Origin of the sequence: Maribellus comscasis, from assembly GCF_009762775.1 — a bacterium.
In the GTDB taxonomy this organism is placed as follows: Bacteria; Bacteroidota; Bacteroidia; order Bacteroidales; family Prolixibacteraceae; genus Draconibacterium; species Draconibacterium comscasis.
The window spans coordinates 6349338-6374664 of record NZ_CP046401.1 but is presented as its reverse complement, the minus strand read 5'-3'; the positions used below and the strand labels follow the sequence as shown (position 1 = coordinate 6374664).

Annotated in this window: 18 protein-coding genes; 10 read left to right on the top strand and 8 right to left on the bottom strand. The window is 39.4% G+C overall.

Annotated features, from left to right (window positions below; genetic code table 11):
• Nucleotides 1–19: 19 nt before the first annotated feature.
• Nucleotides 20–1969 (bottom strand): threonine--tRNA ligase, encoded by a 1950-nt coding sequence (gene thrS / locus GM418_RS25685; RefSeq protein WP_158870285.1) that lies wholly within the window; start codon nucleotides 1967–1969, stop codon nucleotides 20–22.
• A 257-nt stretch (nucleotides 1970–2226) separates the two neighbouring features.
• On the opposite strand from thrS, the gene GM418_RS25680 reads away from it, so the two are divergent.
• The gene (locus tag GM418_RS25680; protein WP_158870283.1) at nucleotides 2227–2541 is read left to right on the top strand and encodes a chorismate mutase; all 315 of its coding nucleotides are present in this window, start codon (nucleotides 2227–2229) and stop codon (nucleotides 2539–2541) included.
• Between the two features lie 33 nt (nucleotides 2542–2574).
• Complete coding sequence (locus tag GM418_RS25675) at nucleotides 2575–3525, top strand: aldolase catalytic domain-containing protein (RefSeq protein WP_158870281.1); 951 nt, start codon at nucleotides 2575–2577, stop codon at nucleotides 3523–3525.
• 116 nt (nucleotides 3526–3641) lie between these two features.
• Here the strand turns inward: GM418_RS25675 and GM418_RS25670 are convergent, their stop codons facing one another.
• Entirely contained in the window at nucleotides 3642–4568 is a 927-nt protein-coding gene (locus tag GM418_RS25670; RefSeq protein WP_158870279.1) for a PorP/SprF family type IX secretion system membrane protein, read from the bottom strand.
• 11 nt (nucleotides 4569–4579) lie between these two features.
• Nucleotides 4580–6661 carry a PKD domain-containing protein gene (locus GM418_RS25665; RefSeq protein ID WP_158870277.1) on the bottom strand — a complete coding sequence of 694 codons (2082 nt, stop codon included), beginning with the start codon at nucleotides 6659–6661 and terminating at the stop codon, nucleotides 4580–4582.
• Between the two features lie 260 nt (nucleotides 6662–6921).
• Between GM418_RS25665 and GM418_RS25660 the strand changes: the two genes are divergently transcribed.
• From GM418_RS25660 to GM418_RS25640, 5 genes are all read left to right on the top strand, one after another.
• On the top strand, nucleotides 6922–9123 hold the full coding sequence (locus tag GM418_RS25660) for a S9 family peptidase (protein WP_158870275.1): 2202 nt from the start codon (nucleotides 6922–6924) through the stop codon (nucleotides 9121–9123).
• 177 nt (nucleotides 9124–9300) lie between these two features.
• Nucleotides 9301–9882 (top strand): DUF502 domain-containing protein, encoded by a 582-nt coding sequence (locus GM418_RS25655; RefSeq protein WP_158870273.1) that lies wholly within the window; start codon nucleotides 9301–9303, stop codon nucleotides 9880–9882.
• Nucleotides 9879–10940, top strand: coding sequence for a TerC/Alx family metal homeostasis membrane protein (locus tag GM418_RS25650; protein ID WP_158870270.1), 1062 nt, complete (start codon nucleotides 9879–9881; stop codon nucleotides 10938–10940). The genes GM418_RS25655 and GM418_RS25650 overlap by 4 nt, the downstream gene beginning before the upstream one ends.
• Nucleotides 10941–10968: 28 nt before the next feature.
• Nucleotides 10969–12102: a hypothetical protein gene (locus tag GM418_RS25645; RefSeq protein ID WP_158870268.1), complete on the top strand. Its 1134-nt coding sequence runs from the start codon at nucleotides 10969–10971 to the stop codon at nucleotides 12100–12102.
• Nucleotides 12103–12125: 23 nt separating this feature from the next.
• The gene (locus tag GM418_RS25640; RefSeq protein WP_158870266.1) at nucleotides 12126–12779 is read left to right on the top strand and encodes an HAD family hydrolase; all 654 of its coding nucleotides are present in this window, start codon (nucleotides 12126–12128) and stop codon (nucleotides 12777–12779) included.
• A gap of 202 nt (nucleotides 12780–12981) precedes the next feature.
• Here the strand turns inward: GM418_RS25640 and GM418_RS25635 are convergent, their stop codons facing one another.
• The 5 genes from GM418_RS25635 to GM418_RS25615 form a co-directional block, all read right to left on the bottom strand.
• Nucleotides 12982–13686, bottom strand: coding sequence for a response regulator transcription factor (locus GM418_RS25635; RefSeq protein ID WP_158870264.1), 705 nt, complete (start codon nucleotides 13684–13686; stop codon nucleotides 12982–12984).
• Nucleotides 13687–13693: 7 nt separating this feature from the next.
• Nucleotides 13694–14395: a response regulator transcription factor gene (locus GM418_RS25630; RefSeq protein ID WP_158870262.1), complete on the bottom strand. Its 702-nt coding sequence runs from the start codon at nucleotides 14393–14395 to the stop codon at nucleotides 13694–13696.
• 187 nt (nucleotides 14396–14582) lie between these two features.
• Nucleotides 14583–15089 carry a DUF4252 domain-containing protein gene (locus tag GM418_RS25625; protein ID WP_158870260.1) on the bottom strand — a complete coding sequence of 169 codons (507 nt, stop codon included), beginning with the start codon at nucleotides 15087–15089 and terminating at the stop codon, nucleotides 14583–14585.
• A gap of 189 nt (nucleotides 15090–15278) precedes the next feature.
• Entirely contained in the window at nucleotides 15279–16601 is a 1323-nt protein-coding gene (locus tag GM418_RS25620; protein ID WP_158870258.1) for a M20 metallopeptidase family protein, read from the bottom strand.
• A gap of 146 nt (nucleotides 16602–16747) precedes the next feature.
• Nucleotides 16748–17755 carry a 3-keto-disaccharide hydrolase gene (locus tag GM418_RS25615; RefSeq protein WP_158870256.1) on the bottom strand — a complete coding sequence of 336 codons (1008 nt, stop codon included), beginning with the start codon at nucleotides 17753–17755 and terminating at the stop codon, nucleotides 16748–16750.
• Between the two features lie 392 nt (nucleotides 17756–18147).
• On the opposite strand from GM418_RS25615, the gene xerA reads away from it, so the two are divergent.
• The 3 genes from xerA (at nucleotide 18148) to GM418_RS25600 (ending at nucleotide 24588) form a co-directional block, all read left to right on the top strand.
• Nucleotides 18148–19284 carry a site-specific tyrosine recombinase/integron integrase gene (gene xerA / locus GM418_RS25610; protein ID WP_217447601.1) on the top strand — a complete coding sequence of 379 codons (1137 nt, stop codon included), beginning with the start codon at nucleotides 18148–18150 and terminating at the stop codon, nucleotides 19282–19284.
• A gap of 1600 nt (nucleotides 19285–20884) precedes the next feature.
• A complete protein-coding gene (locus GM418_RS25605) occupies nucleotides 20885–22111 on the top strand; it encodes an IS91 family transposase (protein ID WP_158867324.1) in 1227 nt (408 codons plus the stop codon).
• 1250 nt (nucleotides 22112–23361) lie between these two features.
• Nucleotides 23362–24588: an IS91 family transposase gene (locus tag GM418_RS25600; RefSeq protein ID WP_158867324.1), complete on the top strand. Its 1227-nt coding sequence runs from the start codon at nucleotides 23362–23364 to the stop codon at nucleotides 24586–24588.
• Nucleotides 24589–25327: the final 739 nt, after the last annotated feature.

Genomic DNA, 25327 nt, shown 5'->3' with positions numbered 1-25327 from the left:
TTTTAAATTCCTCCTATTATTAGTTATACAATCCTGATAATTGATCTCTTACTTCTTTTACTATAAAATCAGCGAATTCGCTGTTTTTCATTGTACCTTTATCTCCTTCTCCCTGGCGACGCACAGAAACGGTTTCTGTTTCTGCCTCTTTTTCACCCACAATAAGAAGATAAGGTATCCTTTTCAATTCGTTGTCGCGTATCTTCCTACCAATCTTTTCATTACGGTCGTCAACGACGGTGCGAATATCGGAAATATTTAGAAAATTTGAAACTTTTTTCGCATAATCATTATACTTTTCGCTAATTGGCAAAACGACAGCCTGCTCGGGTGTCAGCCATAGCGGGAACTTCCCGGCGGTGTGTTCGATTAACACGGCAACAAAACGTTCCATTGAACCAAAGGGAGCTCTGTGTATCATAACAGGGCGATGGCGGTTGTCATCGGCGCCAATATATTCCAGTTGAAAACGTTCCGGAAGATTATAATCTACCTGAATCGTTCCCAGTTGCCAACTTCTGCCAAGCGCATCTTTAATCATAAAATCGAGTTTCGGACCATAAAAGGCAGCTTCACCCAGCTCGGTAATTGTATTTAAACCTTTTTCTTCACACGCTTCAATTATGGCCTGTTCTGCTTTATCCCAGTTTTCCTTTGAACCAATATATTTTGCCGGGTTATCCGGGTCGCGCAACGATATCTGGGCAGTGTAATTTTCAAAATCGAGCGCCTTGAAAATAATAAAAATAATATCGATCACCTTTTTGAACTCATCTTTTAACTGATCCGGGCGACAGAAAATATGCGCATCGTCCTGAGTAAAACCACGAACACGGGTTAATCCGTGTAACTCTCCACTCATTTCATACCGGTAGACTGTACCAAATTCGGCCATACGAATAGGCAGATCTTTATATGATCTTGGTTTCCATTTGTATATTTCGCAATGGTGCGGGCAGTTCATTGGTTTCAACAAATATTCCTCTCCTTCTGCCGGAGTAGAAATCGGTTGAAAAGAATCTTTTCCGTATTTCTCGTAATGCCCCGAGGTTTTGTACAATTTAACATCGCCAATATGCGGAGTCATCACCTGGTCGTAATCATATTTCTTCTGTACCTTTTTAAGGAAATCCTCCAGTTGCATACGAAGCTGTGTTCCTTTGGGTAACCAAAGTGGGAGTCCCTGCCCCACCGCTTCTGAGAAACCAAAAAGTTCCATTTCTTTTCCCACTTTCCGGTGGTCTCTTTTTTTGGCTTCTTCTACCATTTCGAGGTATTCCTGAAGCATTTTTTGCTTTGGAAAGGTCACACCATACACACGGGTAAGCATTTTATTGTGTTCATCGCCACGCCAGTAAGCACCGGCAATCGATGTCAACTTAATCGCTTTTATATAACTGGTGTTTGGCAAGTGCGGCCCGCGACACAAATCGGTAAAATTTCCCTGATTGTATAAAGATATTGTACCGTCTTCCAATTCACTAATCAGCTCCAGTTTAAGTTCATCATCTTTCTGCTTAAACATTTCCAGCGCATCTTCCTTTGAAATTTCGGAACGTACAATATCATTTTTCTGGCGGGCAAGTTCCAGCATTTTTTGCTCGATCTTTTGCAGCTCTTTTTCTGAAAGCTGCTTTCCTTCCGGCAAATCAACGTCGTAATAAAAACCGGTGTCAACGGTCGGGCCAATTCCAAATTTGGTTCCCGGGTAGAAAAATTCAATTGCTTCTGCCATCAAATGGGCCGATGAATGCCAGAATGTTTCCTTGCCTTCCCTGTCTTCCCACGTGTAAAGTTTTACGTTAGCATCCTCGCTTATCTCACGAGTTAAATCCCAAACCTGCCCGTTTACTGAAACAGACAAAACATCTTTTGCCAAACGTGGTGAAATTGACTTTGCAATCTCATATCCATTCACCGCTTCGGAGAATTCCTTCACACTTTTATCAGGAAGAGTAATTTGTATCATTTAAATCCTAATTTTCTTTTTCTTTTAAAGGTTGCAAAGATATCGATCTTCCTTATTATTAACAATACAAATTCTGATTATGTTTGGCAGAATACACATATGATTAACAATTGTAATTTCATACTAATCTATCCATATTCAATATAAATTCGCACATTTGCGACTATAAAATTTACAAATTGTTATTTATTTAAATGAATAATTATTTTATTTGCGTTCTGCAAATTCAGTTACTAAAGATTTAACAGTCAGCAAATATGAAATTGACGGATCCGAAAGAGTGCATTTCGGCAGAAGAAATCAGAAATCAGATCGATAAAATCGATAAACAAATAATCGCATTGTATGGTGAACGCCATAAATATGTTGAAGAGATTGTTCGGTTTAAGGATGATGAAGAAGGTATTATTGCACACGACAGAAAAAAACAGGTTATCAGCGATCGAAGGAAATGGGCAGAAGAAAACGGACTGGATGCCGGCACTTTTGAAAAGATGTATCAGATTCTGATAGAGAATAATATTAAGCGGGAACTGGAGCTTCTTAAAAAGAAAAAATCAGGGATAATTTAGTCAGTAAATTTTTCAACACGAACATATTATAAAATGTACAAAAAAGATATAAAAGTAATGGACTGTACGGTTCGCGATGGCGGACTGATGAACAAATGGCAGTTCAGCGACGAATTTGTAAGAGGAGTATACGATTCATGCGTGGAGGCAGGAATAGATTACATGGAAATTGGATATAAAAGCAGTGAGCGGGCCTTTTCACGCGATGAAGTTGGTCCCTGGAAATTTTGCGACGACAAAGATTTACGGCGAATTGTAGGCGACAATAATACATCGCTCAAACTGTCGGCAATGGCTGATATTGGTCGGATTGATCCGGAAGATATCCCGCCAAAAAGTGAAAGCGTGATTGACATGATGCGCGTGGCATGTTATGTACACCAGGTTGACAAAGCTGTTTGGCTGGCCGAACATTGTATGGACAAGGGATATGAGGTAACCATTAATTTAATGGCGGTTTCAAAAGTAAACGAAGCAGACCTGGATGAAGCGCTGGCGGATTTGGCAAAATCAAAAGTTCCAACCATTTACGTGGTCGACAGTTTTGGAAGTTTATACTGCGAAAGCATTGAAAAACTGGTTTTAAAATATAAAAAAGCACTCCCGGGAAAGGAACTCGGTATTCATGCACACAACAACATGCAACTGGCCATGTCGAACACTATAACTTCGCTAATGAACGGGGCAACAATGCTAGATGCAACCCTGCTGGGAATGGGACGTGGCGCAGGAAATTGTCCAATCGAAATTTTGATTGCTTTTTTAAAAAATCCAAAATACAGGTTGCTTCCCTTGCTCGACGCGATTCAAAACCATGTAAAACCGTGGCAGGAAAAAATCGACTGGGGGTATCATGTCCCGTATTTAATTACAGGCGCATTAAACGAACATCCGCGCAGTGCGATGAAGTGGATGGATTCAGAAAAAAAGGATGATTTTGTATCCTTCATGAAAGAAATGCATGATTACGAACTACTTGAATAAAACGAACTCCACGACAAAAGTGGAAATATTTTATAAATTGGAATTTGAATTAAGAAAACGCTTTCTGTAATGAAGGCGTTTTTTATGCTTTACAGAACTCACTTTATCAGAGAAAATTAATACCAGTCGTAGTCTCTTCCAACGTTTAACGGAATCCGGTACTCCAACATAATTTCATGAGTCCCGTATTGACTAAAAGTATTTCCAAGGTAAAAATCGCAGGAATAACCACATCGCATATTTGAGGTAATGTTTATTCCGCTGATAAAAGATATCCGCTTAACTGAACTTGCAGAAATGCCCAAGTCGAAAAGTTCAACCGGCCCCCTTACCAGTCCGGTCTTTCTTTTAAAACGGATTATTGCAGTCCCTTCAACAACAGTAATATTTCTTCTGTTGGCCACCTGCAATCCGGTCATAATATTGTAAAGCTCTGAATCGGTATTCTTATAAAATGCGTAAGCATAATTGTGGTTTGTAATCAAAAAAAGGTCGTCGGGTTTCCATATCGAAAACAAATGAGTTGATGACAGGCCGCAAAAAAAATATTCTCCCTGTAACTCGGCACCTACATTTGCATCGGGTGAAATAAATCTTTGGTCTGTATAATCAAGTACAGGATCGTTAATTGTTTCGGCTTCGTAAGCCGAAGCTTTTATTCTTCGGGTATAAACTCCCATTGAAAGCCCAAAAGACAAATCCAAATCTTTTTCTATTTTTACACGATATGCGAATTGTAACGAAGGATTTAGCGCCGTAGTTAATCCAACATCATATTTCACCATAGAAATACCGTAAGCTGATTGTTTACTATCGGAATATCCTGAAGCCTGAATATTGTACACCGTTGGCGAGCCTTCGATTCCTATCCATTGCTTTCTCACATCCGAAAAAAAATAAATATATCCGTCGCGGGCTATGGAAGCAGGGTTATAACCTGCACGGTTGTACCAGTGAGTTGTTGTGATAATTTCGGATTGCCCGAAAGAGTGAAATTGTAAAGCAAAAAGAATTCCGGAAATGATATAAAAGGCTTTTTTCATATTTTTCCGGTCTATCGTTCAAGTGTAATGTATCCTCTTTTCAACCTGTTCCCATCATAAGCGTCGGTATAATTCAAAATATAAAAGTAGGTATCCGGGTCTGCCTTTTTCCCTTTGTAATAACCGTCCCATCCGTCCAGCCCTCGATATAACACAACTCCGTGGGCGTCAACAATTTTAAGATCGTAGCCGCTCATAAAATAATCATTCACACCGTCGTTATTCGGTGTAAAAACATTGGGAACAAACAAATCTACGTTTACATAAGTCGATTTGGTAATACCACAACCGTACTCGTTTGTAAGGGTAACATTTACATCGTAGGTTATTAATTCGGAAGTTTCCAGATAATAATGGGTAAAACGGGGAGTATTTGTTATGGTCCCATCCCCCATATCCCAGAGAAAAGTAACATTGTCATCAGCAGAAACAGCAGAGCATTTCACTGAGTTATGCCGGCTGTTTATTGAATGTGCCGAAAGTGTAAAATCAATGTCGGGGATGGGCACCTCGGTAACTGTAACTTCCAATTCTTTTGAGCATCCTCGTGCATTTTTCCCTGCGATCCTGTAATTTCCTTCCTTATACACCAGAATTGAATCGATTGTATCGCCTGTGTTCCATAGGTAATCGACCGCCCCCTCAGCGTACAAAAAACCGGTGGTTCCCTGACAAAGAAAAGTATCTCCTGAAACCGAAAACAGCCAGTCGGGCTCTTCAGAAACAGTAAAATACATTGAATCAGAAACACAGCCTTCCGACGAGCGGCCTAAAAACCAGTATTCTCCCCCCGGAGCCCCCAAATAAATTACCGAATCAGTTTCGCCGGTGCTCCATTCATAGCTAAATGCTCCATAGGCAACAAGCTCGGTGCCAGCCCCCGGACAATACGTTGTGTATCCCTTAAATCCTACCAAAGGAGGTGAAAAGGATTCCACTTCTTTATACAATGTATCGATGCATCCTGACGGTGGATTATAAAGAATAAGTGCGACACGATGTATACCGGAAGTTTTAAATTTATAAACGGGATCTTTTTCTTCCGAAGTATTTCCGTCTCCAAAATCCCAAAGATAAGTCAAGGTACCTCTTGTATGTGTGGAAAGATTAGTAAACTTTACTTTATTGGAAAAACAATCAAGCATTTGGGCTGTAAATTCAGCTTCCTGCTCATAACGTGCAATTTCAGAAGAAAGCGTCACCGAACAACCGGTTTCAGATTCCATTTCACAAATAAACATTTCTCCTTCCTGCGGATTATCGACCAACAAATTTTGAACGGTATCTACTGTGTTGCCGCCTGCATCTTTCCATAAATAAGAACTAAATCCCGAAGGAGCAGAGAGGGTGGCCTTTGAATCCCCTGTACAATAATCAACAGTTATTATAAGCGGCATACAATCCAATACAAAATAACCATACCCGTAATGATTTTTATGGGTACAATCGGCGCTCATAAATTCAATTGTTACTGTTTGTCCGTAATAAGGAAGGAGATTGGCCCCTACTGTTGTCCAGTCGCGCCACACAATTGGCTCATTCGAACCTGTCGGATAGTAGGTTTGAAAACCACTGATCCGGGCATCGGTCGCATATACATCATAGTTGGTACAATCCGGAATTGTATCCCCGTTTTCGTCCAGCAGGGTTATCATAAACCGTGGTTCCTCGTATTTCTCGTGATTATTTTCCGGGTCTTGTAAAACAACCGCAAATTTCCACACAAGCAGTGCATTTGTGGAATCAATTTTAATGGTGTACGAAAGACTTTGATGTTGCCCGCCTTTTTGAACTGAACCTAGTTTTGCAGAATATTTGTACCCCTCGGGAATAATCTTCAGCCCACCCCCGGTATTTTCGTCATAAGCCGTCTGGTCGCTCATGATGGTATGCCTGCCATTAACAATTCCCTCAACTCTGTCGGTTGAAAGGGACGGGTCATCAGTACGGTATACCCAGGTGTAACCTTTCCATCCTGAAAAATTGCCAGTCTCAAATCCCAGATTTTCTTTATTTGCAGGGGCTGCCTTCAACCAGCTATTTGACATTAAAATTATACCAAAAACCAGTAATAAGCCTTTAAAATCTCTCATCCCCTACCTTTCTTATTTCCGGGCAAACTACAATCTAAATCATAATCCACCGTTTGTTATTTATGTGATAATGAAATTTACCGGTGCTACTTTTTACATTTACAGGATAGAAGAACTATTCCCTAAAATTATTTAAATATTTGGAGGCATGAGCATTTTTTTAATGTATAGGCAGCTAAAAATTTATTATCCGCTATTCGTTGAACTTTCGGGAAACATTTTTCTATTTTTGTTGACCGTAGATTGAAAAAACAGAAAAAATGAAAAAGCTTTTTATTTTATGGTTTGTTTTTGTTGCAGCGCTTACAGCCAATGCCCAGCAAACTTCTAAAATTACCTTTGAAGATATTTTTACAAAAGGAACTTTTCGTGCCCGGTCTGTTTCCGGGCTAAACTCGATGAATGACGGCGATCATTACACTACGCTGGAAGGAAGAGGGACAAAAATTGTAAAGTTCAGTTATAAAACAGGAGAACAGGTAGATGTAGTTTTTGATATTACACAGGTCCCGGATGCCCCTGTTTCCAGCTTTATGAGTTATGAATTTAGCGACGATGAGACCAAAATACTTTTAACTACTGATATTAAAAGAATTTACCGCCACTCGTATACTGCCGAATACTATGTTTGGAATTCGATAACCGAAGAACTTGCCCGGCTTTCGGAAAAAGGAGCGCAGCAACTGGCAACTTTCTCTCCCGATGGAGATCGGGTTGCTTTTGTTCGCGAGAACAACCTTTTTATCAAAAACCTGCGTTTTGGAAGTGAAAGCCAGGTAACTTATAATGGCAAAAAAAATGAGATTATAAATGGCGCCCCCGACTGGGTTTATGAGGAAGAGTTTGGGTTTAATAAAGCTTTCTGGTGGTCGCCCGACAGCAAATTTCTGGCTTTTATTCGTTTTGATGAAACGGAAGTACCCGAATTTACCATGCCTCTGTATGCAGGTGAAAGTCCAGCTATGGAAGAAAATAAACTATATCCCGGGGAAGAGACATTTAAATACCCGAAAGCCGGAGAAAAAAACTCGGTTGTTACTGCTCAGGTTTATGAGATCCGGTCAAAAACAACCATTCCTGTTGATTTGGGAGAAGAAACTGATATTTATATTCCCCGTTTAAACTGGTCGCCCGATGCCAACGATTTAGTAGTAATGCGCCTGAATCGCCGGCAAAACCAGATGGATATTTTTCTGGCCAATCCGTATACCGGAGACAGCCGTCCTCTGATTACCGAGAAAAACGATCGTTACATATCTGAAGATTTCCTCGATGCATTTACATTTTTGGATAACGGAAACTTTGTAATTATCAGTGAACGTAATGGCTGGTCGCATATCTATTTGTATGATCGGCAGGGATTTGAACTGGGACAGATTACTGATGGAGAATTTGATGTTACCGATTTTTACGGCTACGATGAATCCAAAAAAGTGTTTTATTATCAGGCTGCTGCTGAATCGCCGCTTCGCCGCGAAGTATATTTTATCAGTCAGGATAAAAAGAAATCGGGTAAAATTTCGCAACTGGAAGGAACAAACAGTGTAGTTTTCAGTAAAAATTTCAAATACTACATCAACTATTTCAGCAACAATACAACTCCAACATTTATTACCCTTCATGAAAACCGCAAGGGGGAACAAATCAGAGTACTGCAGGACAATACGGTTTTAAAGAACACCTTAAAAACCTTCGATATTCCACAAAAAGAGTTTTTCACCTTTACTACTTCGGAAGGTGTGGAATTAAACGGTTACATGATTAAACCGGCGGGATTTGACACCAATAAGAAATATCCTGTATTTATGACCCAATACAGCGGACCAAACTCGCAAAGCGTATCCGACTCATGGGGTGGTGTGGGCTGGAACCATTACCTCGCACAGGAAGGTTTTCTGGTGGTGTGTGTTGACCCGAGAGGAACAGCAGCCCGTGGAGAAAATTTCAGAAAAATTACCTATCTGCAACTGGGCAAATACGAATCGGATGACCAGGTGGAAGCCGCAAAATATTTAGGTACCCTCCCTTATGTTGACAAAAACAACATTGCCATCTTTGGCTGGAGCTACGGCGGTTTTATGACCTGTCTGGCACTGGAAAAAGGCGGCGACCTGTTTAAAGCCGGAATTGCCGTTGCCCCCGTTACAAGCTGGCGTTTTTACGACACCATATATACTGAACGTTATATGCGTACGCCACAACAAAATCCGGAAGGCTATGATGACAATTCTCCCCTTTCGCACGCAGGAGATATCACCGGAAGACTACTGATAATTCATGGCTCGGCAGATGATAACGTGCATGCGCAGAACACATTCGAGTTTACAGAAAAGATGGTTCAGGAAGGGGTTCAGTTTGACATGGCTATTTATACCAACCGCAATCACGGAATACGCGGAGGCAACACAACGATGCATTTGTACACCAAAATGACCAACTTTTTGAAAGACCAGTTACAATAATTGGCTAAACATAAAATTAAGAGTAGCCGCTTATTCTTTGTAGTGATTAATTTTGGGGCGTCATTCCAAACTTGTTTCGGAATCAGTAAATTAGCAAAAAAAATGTTGTGCTAAATTCAGTTTGACGAGACGAAAATGAATACCAGTTTCTAATTCATAATTTTGAAAAAAACGACGATGAAAAGAATAAGTAGTTACTTTTTGCAGGGAATCCTTCTGGTGGCGCCGGTAGCCATCACCATTTATATTTTGTACGCCATTTTAAAAACAGTTGATAGCTGGCTGGTAGAAAATATAAAACCAATTTTAGGATTTTATGTTCCCGGGCTGGGAGTTTTGATTTTGTTTGTTGCGCTTACCATTCTTGGATTTATCGGGCAGACAACAGTTTTTAAACCACTCAAAAAAATTGCAGGAAAGATCATTCTGAAAATACCGATTTTAAATTTGCTCTACTCGTCGTTAAACGATTTATTTTCGGCTTTTATGGGAAAAGAAAAAAAATTTAATGTGCCTGTAAAAGTCCGTTTTAACAAAGAAAACAATTTGTGGAAATTGGGGTTTATTACCAAAGAATCGTTAGATGAATTTGAATTATCAGAAATGGCAGCTGTATATTTTCCACATTCCTACAATTTTTCCGGCGAATTGTACCTGGTACCTTCGGAGCAAATCGAAACGCTGAATTTATCTCCGGCCGAGGTTATGAAATTTATAGTATCGGGAGGTGTTACACGTATTGAAGCAATTGAAAAATGAGCATCGAAATTATTTCAACTTTACTGTTTCTGGTCTTTATAACCGCTGTGTTACTTGTCGATTTATTGTTGGTTGGCCGAAAAACGCATGTTATTTCCATGCGCGAAGCAACAGTTTGGAGTGTTATATGGATTTCAATGGGACTGGCATTCTATTTTGTTATCCTCCATTTTGGCCATTTGCTTCACGGAATCGATTCGGTGGATAAACTCAAAGAAATTGTTGATAAATACAATCCTTACCTTCAGTTTAAAACCAGCACGTTTGAAGCGATGTTAGAGGAATACAAACAATCGCAGGCTATCAATTATATCTCCGGCTATTTTATTGAAAAAACACTTTCTGTCGATAATATTTTTGTGATGCTGATGATTCTTCAAAGTTTTTCGGTTCCTCAAAAAGACTATAAAATGGTACTTTTCTGGGGAATTCTCGGAGCCATTGTTTTGCGGTTTGTTTTTATTTTCGCCGGCGTGGCCATTATTCAGCAATTTGAATGGATATTGCTTGTTTTTGGTGCCTTCCTTGTGTTTCAGGGTTTTAAAATATTTTTTGAAAAAGACGGGCATGAAAAAGATCCGCACGATTCCTGGTTATTTAAATATTTAAGCCGTCACATCAAAATTCATCACAATTATGAAAAGGAAAAATTTTGGTTCAGGGAACACGGCAAACTGATATTTACACCATTGTTTGTGGTTCTGATTATGATTGAGTTTTCAGATGTTATTTTTGCCTTTGATTCTATCCCCGCAATTTTTGCTGTTTCCCGCGACCCGTTTATCGTTTTCTTTTCCAATATTTTTGCTATTCTCGGACTGCGTTCATTGTTTTTCCTCATTGCCAACCTGGTAGATAAATTCAGGTATTTAAAACCGGGAATTGCAGTTTTACTCATATTTGTCGGGATAAAACTGTTACTGCATTCCAAACTAAAATCCTGGGGATTCCAGCCCGAATATTCACTCTATTTTATTGCGTTTGTTATGACAGCAAGTATTGTTTTGTCGATTATTTTTCCTAAAAAAGATCCCGCAGATGAACCTTTTTCGCGATAATTTTTTATTTTATTAAGCCAGTTAATTTATGAATGGACTATTAAAAATATTTTTTCTCATTTTGTTTTTTCAGCTAACAACGGAAACCAAACATCCGGAGATTACCCGTTTACATCAACCCTCTTTTCAGGAACAAACTGAAGAAATCATTCCGCACTATATCAACTTTAACGACACCATTCACAGCGATACGCTGTATGAATATCTGGCAAAATCGGGGTTTCCGTTAATGTATTCCAGAAGAATTCCCACTGAAGTATGTATCGATGACGAATGTCGCCCGGTAAACATCGATCTCTACTGGAATAATACCGGACGCTATTTGGGTTATAAACTTCCTGAAGGCGAGTTTTTGAGTAAAACCAAACACAAACCTTTTGTCGCAGAGGAATACGACCGTTTGCACACCCTTCTGGGCGATCCACTGTCGGCGCTGGCCCACTACTCGATATCAGAACTTGTAAAAACAAAAGATACTACAAAAACCGGCGTTGATGCAGTTTCAACAGCCACTATTGCCGCGGTTATGGATTATATTGTTCCGGGTGCGGTTTATACGAGTTACACGCTCTGGCATATCGTTTACGGCGAAACCAAACGTGAAATAGAACTGCGTACCTCAAAAAAGCTAAATTCGGAACAGGTAATAAAATTTCTGAATACCGACGCGCTGGAAGACAAGGTCTGGGTTTTGAATCATTTCCCCAAAAAGATGCAGATTTCAGATGCCCTGCTTACAAAGTTATTAAAGCTGGTTTCCGGCGATGATATTTACCTGGCGGAACGTGCATTATATGTTATCCGTCCTGAAAAGTTAACCAAAGATGTGCAGCTTCAGTTAATTCAGAGTTTCAAAAATTCGGGGCACCTGCAGAAAAAGCTTATTGCCGACAAATTAAAAGAAGCTCCTGTTTTAGCTCCCGAAACGATGGAACTACTGGCAAATGAACTGGAAAATTTAAACGCCCTGCTGGTAAAAAATGTACTTGATTTATTTCAAAACCAGGAGGTTGAAAATATGCAGGTAAATAACGAAGTGGCACTATTACTAAAAAACGATAACAGGTACATCGCAAGCCATGCATTTAAATTTTTGGAAAGCCGTCAAATGCTTGATAAAAAAATTTCGAAACAAATAAATAAGTACCAAAAAAGAAACTGATACTTTTAGCCTCAAAAAGCCCAATGAAACTCATACCCGATAATTTTAACGCCGTTATTTTTGATATGGACGGAGTACTCGTCAACTCCGAACCGTTTTATTTTGAAGTTGAAAGACAAAACTTTGAAAAGCTGGGATTGAATATTTCCGATGAAGAACACCAGACTTTCCAGGGAACCGCCACCGACCTGATGTGGAAAAGGCTAAAAACAAAATACAAACTGCCGCATTCGATTCCCGAACTGGTAGAAATGACCAATTCGATTGTAAGCCCTTATTTTGAATCGCTCGAAAATATCGAACCCATGCCCGGTGTTAAAAAATTAATTCAACTTTTAACTAAAAAAGGTTTGCCGCTGGCCGTGGCATCATCGTCTTATCCGGATGTGATTGCGTTAATTCTAAAAAAAACGGATTTAAAAAAATACTTTAGTGTGGTGGTTGACAGCCAGATGGCAGGAGCAAGCAAACCCGAACCTGATATTTTTCTTCTGACAGCTGCAAAACTGGGAGTCTCGCCCGAAGAATGCCTGGTTATTGAAGACTCCACCAACGGGATAAAAGCTGCCCAAAAAGCCGGAATGAAAGTGGTCGCTTTTGCCGGTCCAGGTTCTGAGTTTCAGGATCAAAGTGAGGCTGATTGGGTGATTAAAGATTTTGAGGAGATGCTTGGATGATGTCATCTTTAACCACATCTTTTTCTGAGATTACAAATCGCAAAACCTCATCAAAAAAGGATTCCAACGATGTGGAACCCTTCAAAAGAACCTGAGAGTTAGCAACTATTTGTTATGTAACGACTACTTAAAAAAAAGTTAGAGTTATCGCAGGCAAAGCTAAGCATTCATTAAAACAGGTGAAATACCTATGGGTAGGTATTTACAGATTGAATGCATTGGAATAACGGATCCAATCGTTGATATTTGTCAATTCGAGTTTTTGTGTAATGTGTTTGCGATGAGTAGAAACCGTTGCTTTTGAAAGATACAATTGTTCTGCAATCTGACGACTTGTTAAACTACTGGCAACCAGTTTCAGAATCTCTTTTTCGCGTTTGGTTAACGACTGGAATTTGAGGAAGTTTTTGCGAAGAAAAAGATTGTCTTCAAGGTTTTGAAGTAAAAAGCGGTTGTTGGTTTCCAAATCACTGATTGGCGTTGAATAAGAAAAAACAAAATTACGGTCAAAAAACAACTTCGAAGTAGTATACATCCACTCATATTCTCTTTTTGTATTAAATCTGAGTTTCTGAAAAAAACCATGGCTGGAGCTACCGTCATTTTCATTTAAAAACTGAACCAGCGACTTGCTGAACAGAAACGCTGTTCCGGGTTCAAAAATGGAAACCATAAATTCAAGCCCAAGCTCCAGTATTTCATCCACTGTTTTTTCAAAACGATTTAGTGCCCATGAATTAAAATATGACAATACCAGATCATCAGAACGGTTTAGATGAAGCATTCCCGGCAACAACTCTCCGACTTCTTTAATGGAATATTTTTGTTGCTGAAGCCCTTTTTCAAGCTTAAAAAGCGAGAGTTGACTATCGGTTAGTATTTCTTTTTCTGTCCGGTGCCGCTTCATAAAATCCCTAAATTTCAAACACATTAACGAAATACTCCCAGTCGATAATGCGTTTTAGATCAAGCTTTTTACTGATGTTTTTGCGGTGTGTTTTAACGGTTTGCGGCGACAAAAACAACTTTTCGGCGACCTGTTTGGTCGACAATCCCCGGGTAACCAGCTTCAATATCTGTTTTTCGCGTTTGGTAAGGCTCCCAAACTTTTTTATGTTTTTTCGAAGATAAAGATTATCGTCGAGTAATTTGGTAACAGCTCGGATTGAACCGTCCATGCCGGAGAGCTCCTGTGAAACAGAAATAAATTCGTTTCGGCCTTTCAAAATTTTGGATGTTGTTAGCAGCCACTTGTAACCAACATTTTTATTTAGCTCCACTTTCTGAAAAAAAGAAATCACTTGTGAACGATCATCTTCCTGAATCATTTGTATTAAAGGTTCCGAGAATACTTCAAGCGTTCCGGGTTCAAAAATCCGCTGAATAAACTTTTCTCCTTCTGCGGCAATTTCTTCACTTGCCATCCCGTATTTCTCTTCACCATATTTATTAATAAAATGAATGGAAAAATCGTCGACAGCGTTTACATGAATAATTCCGGGTAAAATTTCAGAAATTTCTTTAAGTGAATACTTTTTTTTTAAAATTCCGCTCTCGATCATCTGCAGGTTACATTTCCCTGCTGTTATCAGCTCCGGTTCGGTTACATATTTCATATTTTTTTGCAGAAAAGGTTGTTAAAAATAACTGTTTGCCTTTAATTTTCAAAAGAAGGTAATGAACATTCGATATAATAAAAACCTCACTTTTAATTCTATAAAACGAAAAAAGGATTTCACCAACATGAAATCCTTTACGCTAACACCCGGAAAATACCGGGAAGAATTATGAGAATCGTATAATCTAAAAGTCGAGTGAAAGAAATTTATCGGGATGTGACAAATCTATTTTATCATCCAGCAATTCGGGTTTTATTTCTCCTTTTAAATAGACCAGCACATTATCGTCGCCGCCAACCAGAATAACCATTTCTTTTATCACGTTGTCATCCATTTTTCCAAAAATAGTTACGTCTTCGTCGTTTTCATGAATAACAAGAAGCTCCTCGTAGTCGCGTTTGCGATTAATGCCATTGTAAAATTCTTCATGCAGATTTATACGTGCATTTAAATCTTCATTTTCTACGGTAAGTACCCGAACTTTATCAATGCTTTGCAGGATTTCGCGTTCCTCTTTGTCAAGATCGCCAAAACGTGAAGCCATGCGAATTACCCAGCCGGGAACGGTGATAGTGGTAACTCCTTCCTTTAAGCGGTATTTCATGAAAGCTTCAGAAACTCCGGGGTCATAGCCACTGCATGAGCTTAAAATCAGCAGCGCTGCAAATATGAAAAATATATTCCGTTTCATAACTTTGAATTTAGTAACTAACTTTATGACGTTTAAGCTAAGATTTCGTTACCTCAAAGTTGAAGAAAAACGGCTTTTTGTGCTATTTTTTTCGATGAGTCGGGAGCAATTAACGACAAACGGATCAAGAAGTTTCCCCGAAGTAGTAATTTGCGATGACAAAACGTCGCGGTTCACCGAATTACTCATCTACTTTGTACTCAACAAGCCAATCACGTTGCCTGCCATAACTTTTATACCTGTTTTAATGGTTTTTTCGTAGTCGGGATGAAGGAGAGGCGAATGGAGCGGAGCCGGTTTTTCACCTTTGGTTTCAAGTTCCTGCATTAGTTCCGGGCTTGTACTTCCCAGCCATATCAAACAAATGGGTATATTTTCGGGTGTGCGGCCATATTTACCAAAATCTTCCCCCACCATAGCCGGAGAAACTTCTACAATGTTTTTACCGTTGATTATTTCGGAAGCGAAACTGTGAATTTTTTTGCTTAAATCCGGATTATTCAAAACCGGAGGGGTATCGGCCGGAGAAACCTCAACCAATGGCAACTTATCTTCCGGCATTCCGGCTGTTAATGCTGCTGATTTACTTATTCTGTTAATTGCTGCAATTACTTTTTCGATGGCTTCATCGGAATAATAACGCAGGGTGAGTTCCATTTTTACTTCATCGGGAATAATGTTGGGGCGTGTTCCGCCGTGAATGGAACCAACGGTAACCACAATCGGTTCAAGCGGGCTGATTTCACGGCTTACAATGGTTTGTAAATCAAGAACAATCCGGGAAGCAATTACAATCGGGTCGATACATTTTTCAGGGTACGCTCCGTGGCCACCTTTTCCGTGAACGGTAATTTCAACGGTCTTTACACCGGCAAACACAGGTCCGCCCACAAGCCCGATGCTTCCGGATTCCAATTCAGGGTTGATATGGTAAGCCATTGCATAGTCGGGTGTCGGGAATTTCTGAAATAAGCCGGTTTCAATAGCGAGTCCGGCACCGCCGCTAAATTCCTCGGCCTGCTGGGCAATTACAAGTAGGGTTCCTTTCCACTGGTCTTTTAATGCAGCCAGGGTATGTATGGTTCCGGCCCATACCGACATGTGAACATCGTGCCCACAGGCGTGCATCACCGGAACGTCTTCTCCGTTTGTATTTTTTGAAGTTTGTGTGCTGGCAAATTCAAAACCGGTTTTCTCCTCCACGGGCAGCGCATCCATATCGGTGCGTAGCATCACAACAGGACCATCTCCGTTTTTCAGGATTCCCACTACATTGTTACCCCCAAAGTTACGGGTAACTTCAAAACCGGCTTTTTCCAGTTCTGCAGCCATCTTTTTTGAGGTTTTAAATTCCTGAAACGACAATTCCGGATTCCTGTGCAAATCGTAACAAAGCTCCAGCATCGATATGGTTTGTTTTCCTGCTTCTTTGTTTATTTTTTCAACTACCTGCGCAAATACGCCCGAATGGACAAGTATCAATATAAAAAGTGTAAATAATTTTGAATTCATTATCTTCTTATTTTAACACACCGAATGTAAAGAAAGTTTTCAAAACGAAAAGCCGTTAACAGTGTAAATCCTGCTAACGGCCTTTTTTTTTAAAACATAGTTTCACTTTAAAGTTAAACTATGTCAGCATAAAAGATAATTTTTAGCTATTTTACAATTGGTGTTAAAACAATATTCCGATAAGATACTTTTCCGTGGTCGCCCTGCAAATAGATAGGTCCGGGTTTAAACACATCGGCAATAATTGCCCCTCCGGTTGGACCGTACGCCGGTTGATTATCAATAATGGTTGTACCGTTCAAAACAACGGTAACATGGCGGTCGCACAAAGTTATATCTAAAGTTTGCCACTGTCCGGCCGGTTTTTCAGCATTTACCGAGGGGGTTACCCTGCTGTAAAGTGCTCCCATGTTATGCGAATCCAGCGGTTTTCCATACGAATCAAACACTTGAATTTCATACATCCCACGCAAATAAACGCCACTGTTGTTGTGTTCCGGGATATTTACTTCTAGTTTCAGATTAAAATCTTCAAACTCATCTTCAGTACGTAAGTTTCCGTAAGAAATATGTTCACCTTCCTTTTGAACAGGGTCGTTTACCAAAGCACCATCGATTACTTTAAAACCATTGGCCTGTTTTGGATTAATCAAACGCCATCCGTCAAGATTTTTTCCGTTAAACAATTTTACAGACTTGCCATATTTAACTTTTGACAAATCGGGGGTTGCGGAAACAGGCGGCAACTTCCATGCTTCGAATTTGGTTTTATTTATACTCATCCGGTCGCGCGAAGGAAAAACAGCAACTCCTGTTGCCTTATCACCGTTACGTGTAAACCGGTAGGTTTGCGTCACTACAAATTTTCGCCCGTCTTCATCGTCACGGTTAACAGGGCGTTCCTGGCTGCGTGTAACAACCAGGGTGTTCTCGTCTTCGAAATAGACATTGGCTACCGGAACCACGCTTCCACCCTGCCATAACAATTCGGCATCGAGATATCCTTTATCGTCGTTTACACTGAGCCATCCCACAGAACCATTTTCAATGGCTATGGTCCACATTCCGAAAAAACCGTTTTTTGAATTTTGAGCCCACCCTGTTAATACTGTAATACAAAGTATGGCTGTAACAAATATTTTTGATGATTTCATCTGAAAAATTTTATTGGTTTAAGTATTATTTTCAAAAATACAAAAAGAAGTTGGTTTGTTAACTACAAGGGTGCATTTGAAGATGGATTACTTTAATTTTTCTATGTTGAACGAGTATTTAACGCAACCGGCTATCATATAACATAGCCAGGGAGATATGAAGCTAAAATAAATTTTGCCAAATAAAACAAACCCGGGGGTAAAAGCGCAGTAGCTCCCGAGTACTATCGCATTTAGGAATAGTGATACACGAAAAAGCTTCAAATAACAAAACAACAAGTTACTGATAGAAATAAAAATATAGAATCAGGGAAACCGGTAAAAAAAGAACTACAGAATCAGTAAAAAAGTAAAATTTATTGTTAATTTTAAAGACGAAAAACAAAAAATCATTGACCTCTCGACTCAACATAACGCTCAGAAAAGGATTTCACAGGGAACAGAATATAATGCGGATTGAGTTTGATTACCATGTCCATATTATAGATGTATTGCGCAAAAAGACAACAGCCACGTGGAGCAAAACAATGGGCTGTTGGTATATGACCGAAAAAGATTTTGACCTTAACTTTTTTTTGAAGTTATTTCAGGATTCAGCATCTATTTTCTTTTCAGAACAGGAGTGTCCGGAAGACAAAATTAAACAGAAACGATTGCAGTTGCCCGGCCATTATCCCTACAGAAATCGGATACAACTTCCCAGGGGATATATGGAGCTTTTGAAACAAAAAAGATACAGCGAAAGTACCATCAAAACTTACAGCGCCTACTTTAAAGATTATATACATTATTTTGCAAGCCGCGATCTGACGGACATAAAAACAGAAGAAATAAATGACTATATCTTATTACTTATCCGGCAAAAAAATATGTCAGGAAGCGAACAAAACCAGCGGATAAACTCCATAAAATTTTATTATGAAAAAGTTTTGGGCAGGGAAAAACAGTTAATAAAGATTGAGCGGCCCCGTAAAGAAAAGAATTTACCCGACACACTCAGTAAAACAGAAATTCAGAATATCTTAAGAAGCATTTCAAATGTAAAACACAGATGTTTACTGGAGCTGATTTACTCAGCAGGTTTAAGAAGAAACGAGGTTTTAAACCTAAAAATTAACGATGTTGATTCAAAAAGAATGCTTATTAAAATAAGAGGCGGTAAAGGTAAAAAGGACAGGTATTCTTTGTTATCTGCAAATGTATTGATTCATCTTCGGGAATATTTTATGGCATATAAACCCAGTAAATGGTTATTTGAAGGACAAAATGGCCAACAATATTCAAGTACGAGTATTACAAGAGTTTTTAAAAAGTCGGCAGGAAAGGCAGGAATAAAAAAGCGGGTGCATTTGCATATGTTACGTCACTCATTTGCCACGCATTTACTGGAACAAGGAACTAATTTAAGGGTAATTCAAAGTTTATTGGGGCATGAAAATATTCAGACGACAGAAATTTATACGCATGTTTCAAACCTGGAAATCGGGAAAGTTATTAATCCTATTGATGAAATAATAAGCAGTAAATGAAATGGTATATTTACAAACCTATTTTATTGGAAACGAAACATTTTGTAACACCTATAAAAAAAATAATGTGCACAAATGTGTCCTTCCACATACGTTATGGTGCAGCGTGGGGGTTATCGTTAGTATGCGAACTTGTTCTTTAAAATATTGGTTATGGTGGGTTTTCACGCCCCACATTTTTGTGCTGGCTGATTGTGCTTTGTTGGATGGTGGGGCTGCGTTTAGCTCATGATAGCCCGCACTAAATGCAGTTCGGGCGGTCACAATGTTTGCAGGCTTCAACTCCTGCGCCAATTTTAACAGTTAAGTTAAACCAGTTGCGGCCAACGTGTTTAACAAAGCCGATAAAATTTATGGCTGGAAAGTGGTTGTTTACTGCTGAGGTTTAACTTCGTGGTTACCTGGCCTGGATGTCAAAATTGGCACATCACTTGGGAGGGGCAAACATTCCGCCAGCCCTCCTTCGGTGATAACATTTTAAGTAAGTCTCGGGCTGCCACGCAGAGGCTTTTGCCGACACCATAACAACAGCTATAGCCAATAAAGGCGCCGCTAAATTGCATTGGCATGACTATAAATGCTACAACGCCCATGCTTGGCAATGCTATTTAAAATATTTATATTGTAAACAAAAACTATAACTCTTTAAACAAAATAAAATCGAAACAAAAACGCATCGGCTCACGGTTATTATGGATGGATTATATATTCTAATCCTTTACTGCCCATAGCCGCGGCCGTTATGGTGCAGCGTGGGGGTTATCGTTAGTATGCGAACTTGTTCTTTAAAATATTGGTTATGGTGGGTTTTCACGCCCCACATTTTTGTGCTGGCTGATTGTGCTTTGTTGGATGGTGGGGCTGCGTTTAGCTCATGATAGCCCGCACTAAATGCAGTTCGGGCGGTCACAATGTTTGCAGGCTTCAACTCCTGCGCCAATTTTAACAGTTAAGTTAAACCAGTTGCGGCCAACGTGTTTAACAAAGCCGATAAAATTTATGGCTGGAAAGTGGTTGTTTACTGCTGAGGTTTAACTTCGTGGTTACCTGGCCTGGATGTCAAAATTGGCACATCACTTGGGAGGGGCAAACATTCCGCCAGCCCTCCTTCGGTGATAACATTTTAAGTAAGTCTCGGGCTGCCACGCAGAGGCTTTTGCCGACACCATAACAACAGCTATAGCCAATAAAGGCGCCGCTAAATTGCATTGGCATGACTATAAATGCTACAACGCCCATGCTTGGCAATGCTATTTAAAATATTTATATTGTAAACAAAAACTATAACTCTTTAAACAAAATAAAATCGAAACAAAAACGCATCGGCTCACGGTTATTATGGATGGATTATATATTCTAATCCTTTACTGCCCATAGCCGCGGCCGTTGTACACAATGCTAAACGCAAAGCACAAATAACTCAATACATGACAGTTAACCTTGAGTGTCAAGATTGCCATTTCATTTTTAATGCAGATGTAGGTAGCTTGGAGATGGATAAAATCGGAACTTTAATTTACGAGAAGAAACCGACTTGTCCTAAATGTAAAGCTTACGACAAAGTATTTATAACCCCGCTTGGATTACAACAATTAGATAAATGGTTTATGAATTATCTAAATACAAAAATCGGAAAGTAAGAAAATTTACTCTCGCTGAATACTTTCAATCCTGGTGGGACAGGTATGTAAAATCGCCAAACCATTACATCACCCCCGAACAATACAAAGCGGTTGCAGCAATGCGCGCCTGCCGTACCGAAGCTTTGGGGATTGACCATTATGTTTGTGAAGAGTGCGGGGAAATAAGCCAGGTTTACCACAGTTGCAAGAACCGTTTTTGCCCAACATGTAGTTGGAAAGATACCATGCAGTGGGCAGAGAAAATAAAAGAACAGATGCTGGACATTCCCCACCGCCACGTGGTGTTTACACTGCCGCACAAACTCAACAACTTAATCAGCGACAACAAATGGGAACTTTTAAGTGCTTTATTCAAAGCAGCGGCCGAAGCCATGAAAGACTGGATGATGTATAAATACAATCTCACTCCCGGAATAATCAGCGTACTCCACACTTTTGGTGAAACAAAACAATTGCACCCGCACATTCACATGATCCTTTCGTGGGGAGGGGTTAACAAAAATAATTGCCTCGAAGAAATCAAAGGCGAGTATGTAAATTACAATTTCATCCAGACAAAATTCAGGTGCAAGTTTGAAGACAAACTGGTGGAAATGTTTGATTCCAATACTTTGGAGCAAAATTTTTCAGACAGGATGGATTTCCTCAAATTCATAAAAAAGATAAACGATAAAAACTGGAGAGTACACTTCGAACCGGCAATCCAAATCCCCGAAGAAGTGATTCGCTACATCGGAAGGTACTCGAAAAGGGCATGTATCAGCGAATATAAAATAACTAACATTGACGGGGAAAATATCTCGTTCAAATACAAAGACTATAAAAACCTTGACTTTTATGGAAAACCCATCGAAAAAGAATTAACCCTGAACTACCGTGAGTTTTTCCCAAGATTATTACAGCACGTGCCGCTGCCCTATTTTAGAATCGTAAGGTACTACGGAGCTTATGCTGCAAGAACAAAAGCAGTACTTAACAAAACTCTTGTCAAAAAATTAAATGAAACTTCAGAAATTGAAGAAAACGAAGAAATTTATGAAATGGCTGAAAACCCGAAAATCTGTAAAAACTGCAATACCGAAAAAACCTATTTATACTCAACCTTTAAAAACAAAAAAAATGAAACAATTTATATGACAAGGTTTAAACCTAAGAAAAACAAAATCAAAAAAATAGCGGCATAAAACCGATGGGATTGGTGTGCCCGGTTATGAAATAATGCTATTTTTATACAACTTTAAAACTAAATTCTGATTACAAAAAAGAAAATTTATGAAAACCTACAAACGAAATCCATTTTTAAGACAAAAAAACTGACCCTGAAAATGACAATTTCAAAAAGGTAATTTTATAAACTCTTAATAAATAGTAAAATGAAAACCAAAGCACAGTGTACAACAAAAGCTATATATAATGCGGGGTTCAGCAAGTAATCAAACCGCAGTTCTCTGTGCTACAACGCCAATTCGTCTTTGACGAATCGGCTTAAAAAGAAAATATGAATAAACGAATTGGCTCAGTGCAGCATTGACAGGTAACCGTTTCAAAGTCCCGCACTATACATAGCCGAACCGTTATGGTGCAGCGTGGGGGTTATCGTTAGTATGCGAACTTGTTCTTTAAAATATTGGTTATGGTGGGTTTTCACGCCCCACATTTTTGTGCTGGCTGATTGTGCTTTGTTGGATGGTGGGGCTGCGTTTAGCTCATGATAGCCCGCACTAAATGCAGTTCGGGCGGTCACAATGTTTGCAGGCTTCAACTCCTGCGCCAATTTTAACAGTTAAGTTAAACCAGTTGCGGCCAACGTGTTTAACAAAGCCGATAAAATTTATGGCTGGAAAGTGGTTGTTTACTGCTGAGGTTTAACTTCGTGGTTACCTGGCCTGGATGTCAAAATTGGCACATCACTTGGGAGGGGCAAACATTCCGCCAGCCCTCCTTCGGTGATAACATTTTAAGTAAGTCTCGGGCTGCCACGCAGAGGCTTTTGCCGACACCATAACAACAGCTATAGCCAATAAAGGCGCCGCTAAATTGCATTGGCATGACTATAAATGCTACAACGCCCATGCTTGGCAATGCTATTTAAAATATTTATATTGTAAACAAAAACTATAACTCTTTAAACAAAATAAAATCGAAACAAAAACGCATCGGCTCACGGTTATTATGGATGGATTATATATTCTAATCCTTTACTGCCCATAGCCGCGGCCGTTGTACACAATGCTAAACGCAAAGCACAAATAACTCAATACATGACAGTTAACCTTGAGTGTCAAGATTGCCATTTCATTTTTAATGCAGATGTAGGTAGCTTGGAGATGGATAAAATCGGAACTTTAATTTACGAGAAGAAACCGACTTGTCCTAAATGTAAAGCTTACGACAAAGTATTTATAACCCCGCTTGGATTACAACAATTAGATAAATGGTTTATGAATTATCTAAATACAAAAATCGGAAAGTAAGAAAATTTACTCTCGCTGAATACTTTCAATCCTGGTGGGACAGGTATGTAAAATCGCCAAACCATTACATCACCCCCGAACAATACAAAGCGGTTGCAGCAATGCGCGCCTGCCGTACCGAAGCTTTGGGGATTGACCATTATGTTTGTGAAGAGTGCGGGGAAATAAGCCAGGTTTACCACAGTTGCAAGAACCGTTTTTGCCCAACATGTAGTTGGAAAGATACCATGCAGTGGGCAGAGAAAATAAAAGAACAGATGCTGGACATTCCCCACCGCCACGTGGTGTTTACACTGCCGCACAAACTCAACAACTTAATCAGCGACAACAAATGGGAACTTTTAAGTGCTTTATTCAAAGCAGCGGCCGAAGCCATGAAAGACTGGATGATGTATAAATACAATCTCACTCCCGGAATAATCAGCGTACTCCACACTTTTGGTGAAACAAAACAATTGCACCCGCACATTCACATGATCCTTTCGTGGGGAGGGGTTAACAAAAATAATTGCCTCGAAGAAATCAAAGGCGAGTATGTAAATTACAATTTCATCCAGACAAAATTCAGGTGCAAGTTTGAAGACAAACTGGTGGAAATGTTTGATTCCAATACTTTGGAGCAAAATTTTTCAGACAGGATGGATTTCCTCAAATTCATAAAAAAGATAAACGATAAAAACTGGAGAGTACACTTCGAACCGGCAATCCAAATCCCCGAAGAAGTGATTCGCTACATCGGAAGGTACTCGAAAAGGGCATGTATCAGCGAATATAAAATAACTAACATTGACGGGGAAAATATCTCGTTCAAATACAAAGACTATAAAAACCTTGACTTTTATGGAAAACCCATCGAAAAAGAATTAACCCTGAACTACCGTGAGTTTTTCCCAAGATTATTACAGCACGTGCCGCTGCCCTATTTTAGAATCGTAAGGTACTACGGAGCTTATGCTGCAAGAACAAAAGCAGTACTTAACAAAACTCTTGTCAAAAAATTAAATGAAACTTCAGAAATTGAAGAAAACGAAGAAATTTATGAAATGGCTGAAAACCCGAAAATCTGTAAAAACTGCAATACCGAAAAAACCTATTTATACTCAACCTTTAAAAACAAAAAAAATGAAACAATTTATATGACAAGGTTTAAACCTAAGAAAAACAAAATCAAAAAAATAGCGGCATAAAACCGATGGGATTGGTGTGCCCGGTTATGAAATAATGCTATTTTTATACAACTTTAAAACTAAATTCTGATTACAAAAAAGAAAATTTATGAAAACCTACAAACGAAATCCATTTTTAAGACAAAAAAACTGACCCTGAAAATGACAATTTCAAAAAGGTAATTTTATAAACTCTTAATAAATAGTAAAATGAAAACCAAAGCACAGTGTACAACAAAAGCTATATATAATGCGGGGTTCAGCAAGTAATCAAACCGCAGTTCTCTGTGCTACAACGCCAATTCGTCTTTGACGAATCGGCTTAAAAAGAAAATATGAATAAACGAATTGGCTCAGTGCAGCATTGACAGGTAACCGTTTCAAAGTCCCGCACTATACATAGCCGAACCGTTATGGTGCAGCGTGGGGGTTATCGTTAGTATGCGAACTTGTTCTTTAAAATATTGGTTATGGTGGGTTTTCACGCCCCACATTTTTGTGCTGGCTGATTGTGCTTTGTTGGATGGTGGGGCTGCGTTTAGCTCATGATAGCCCGCACTAAATGCAGTTCGGGCGGTCACAATGTTTGCAGGCTTCAACTCCTGCGCCAATTTTAACAGTTAAGTTAAACCAGTTGCGGCCAACGTGTTTAACAAAGCCGATAAAATTTATGGCTGGAAAGTGGTTGTTTACTGCTGAGGTTTAACTTCGTGGTTACCTGGCCTGGATGTCAAAATTGGCACATCACTTGGGAGGGGCA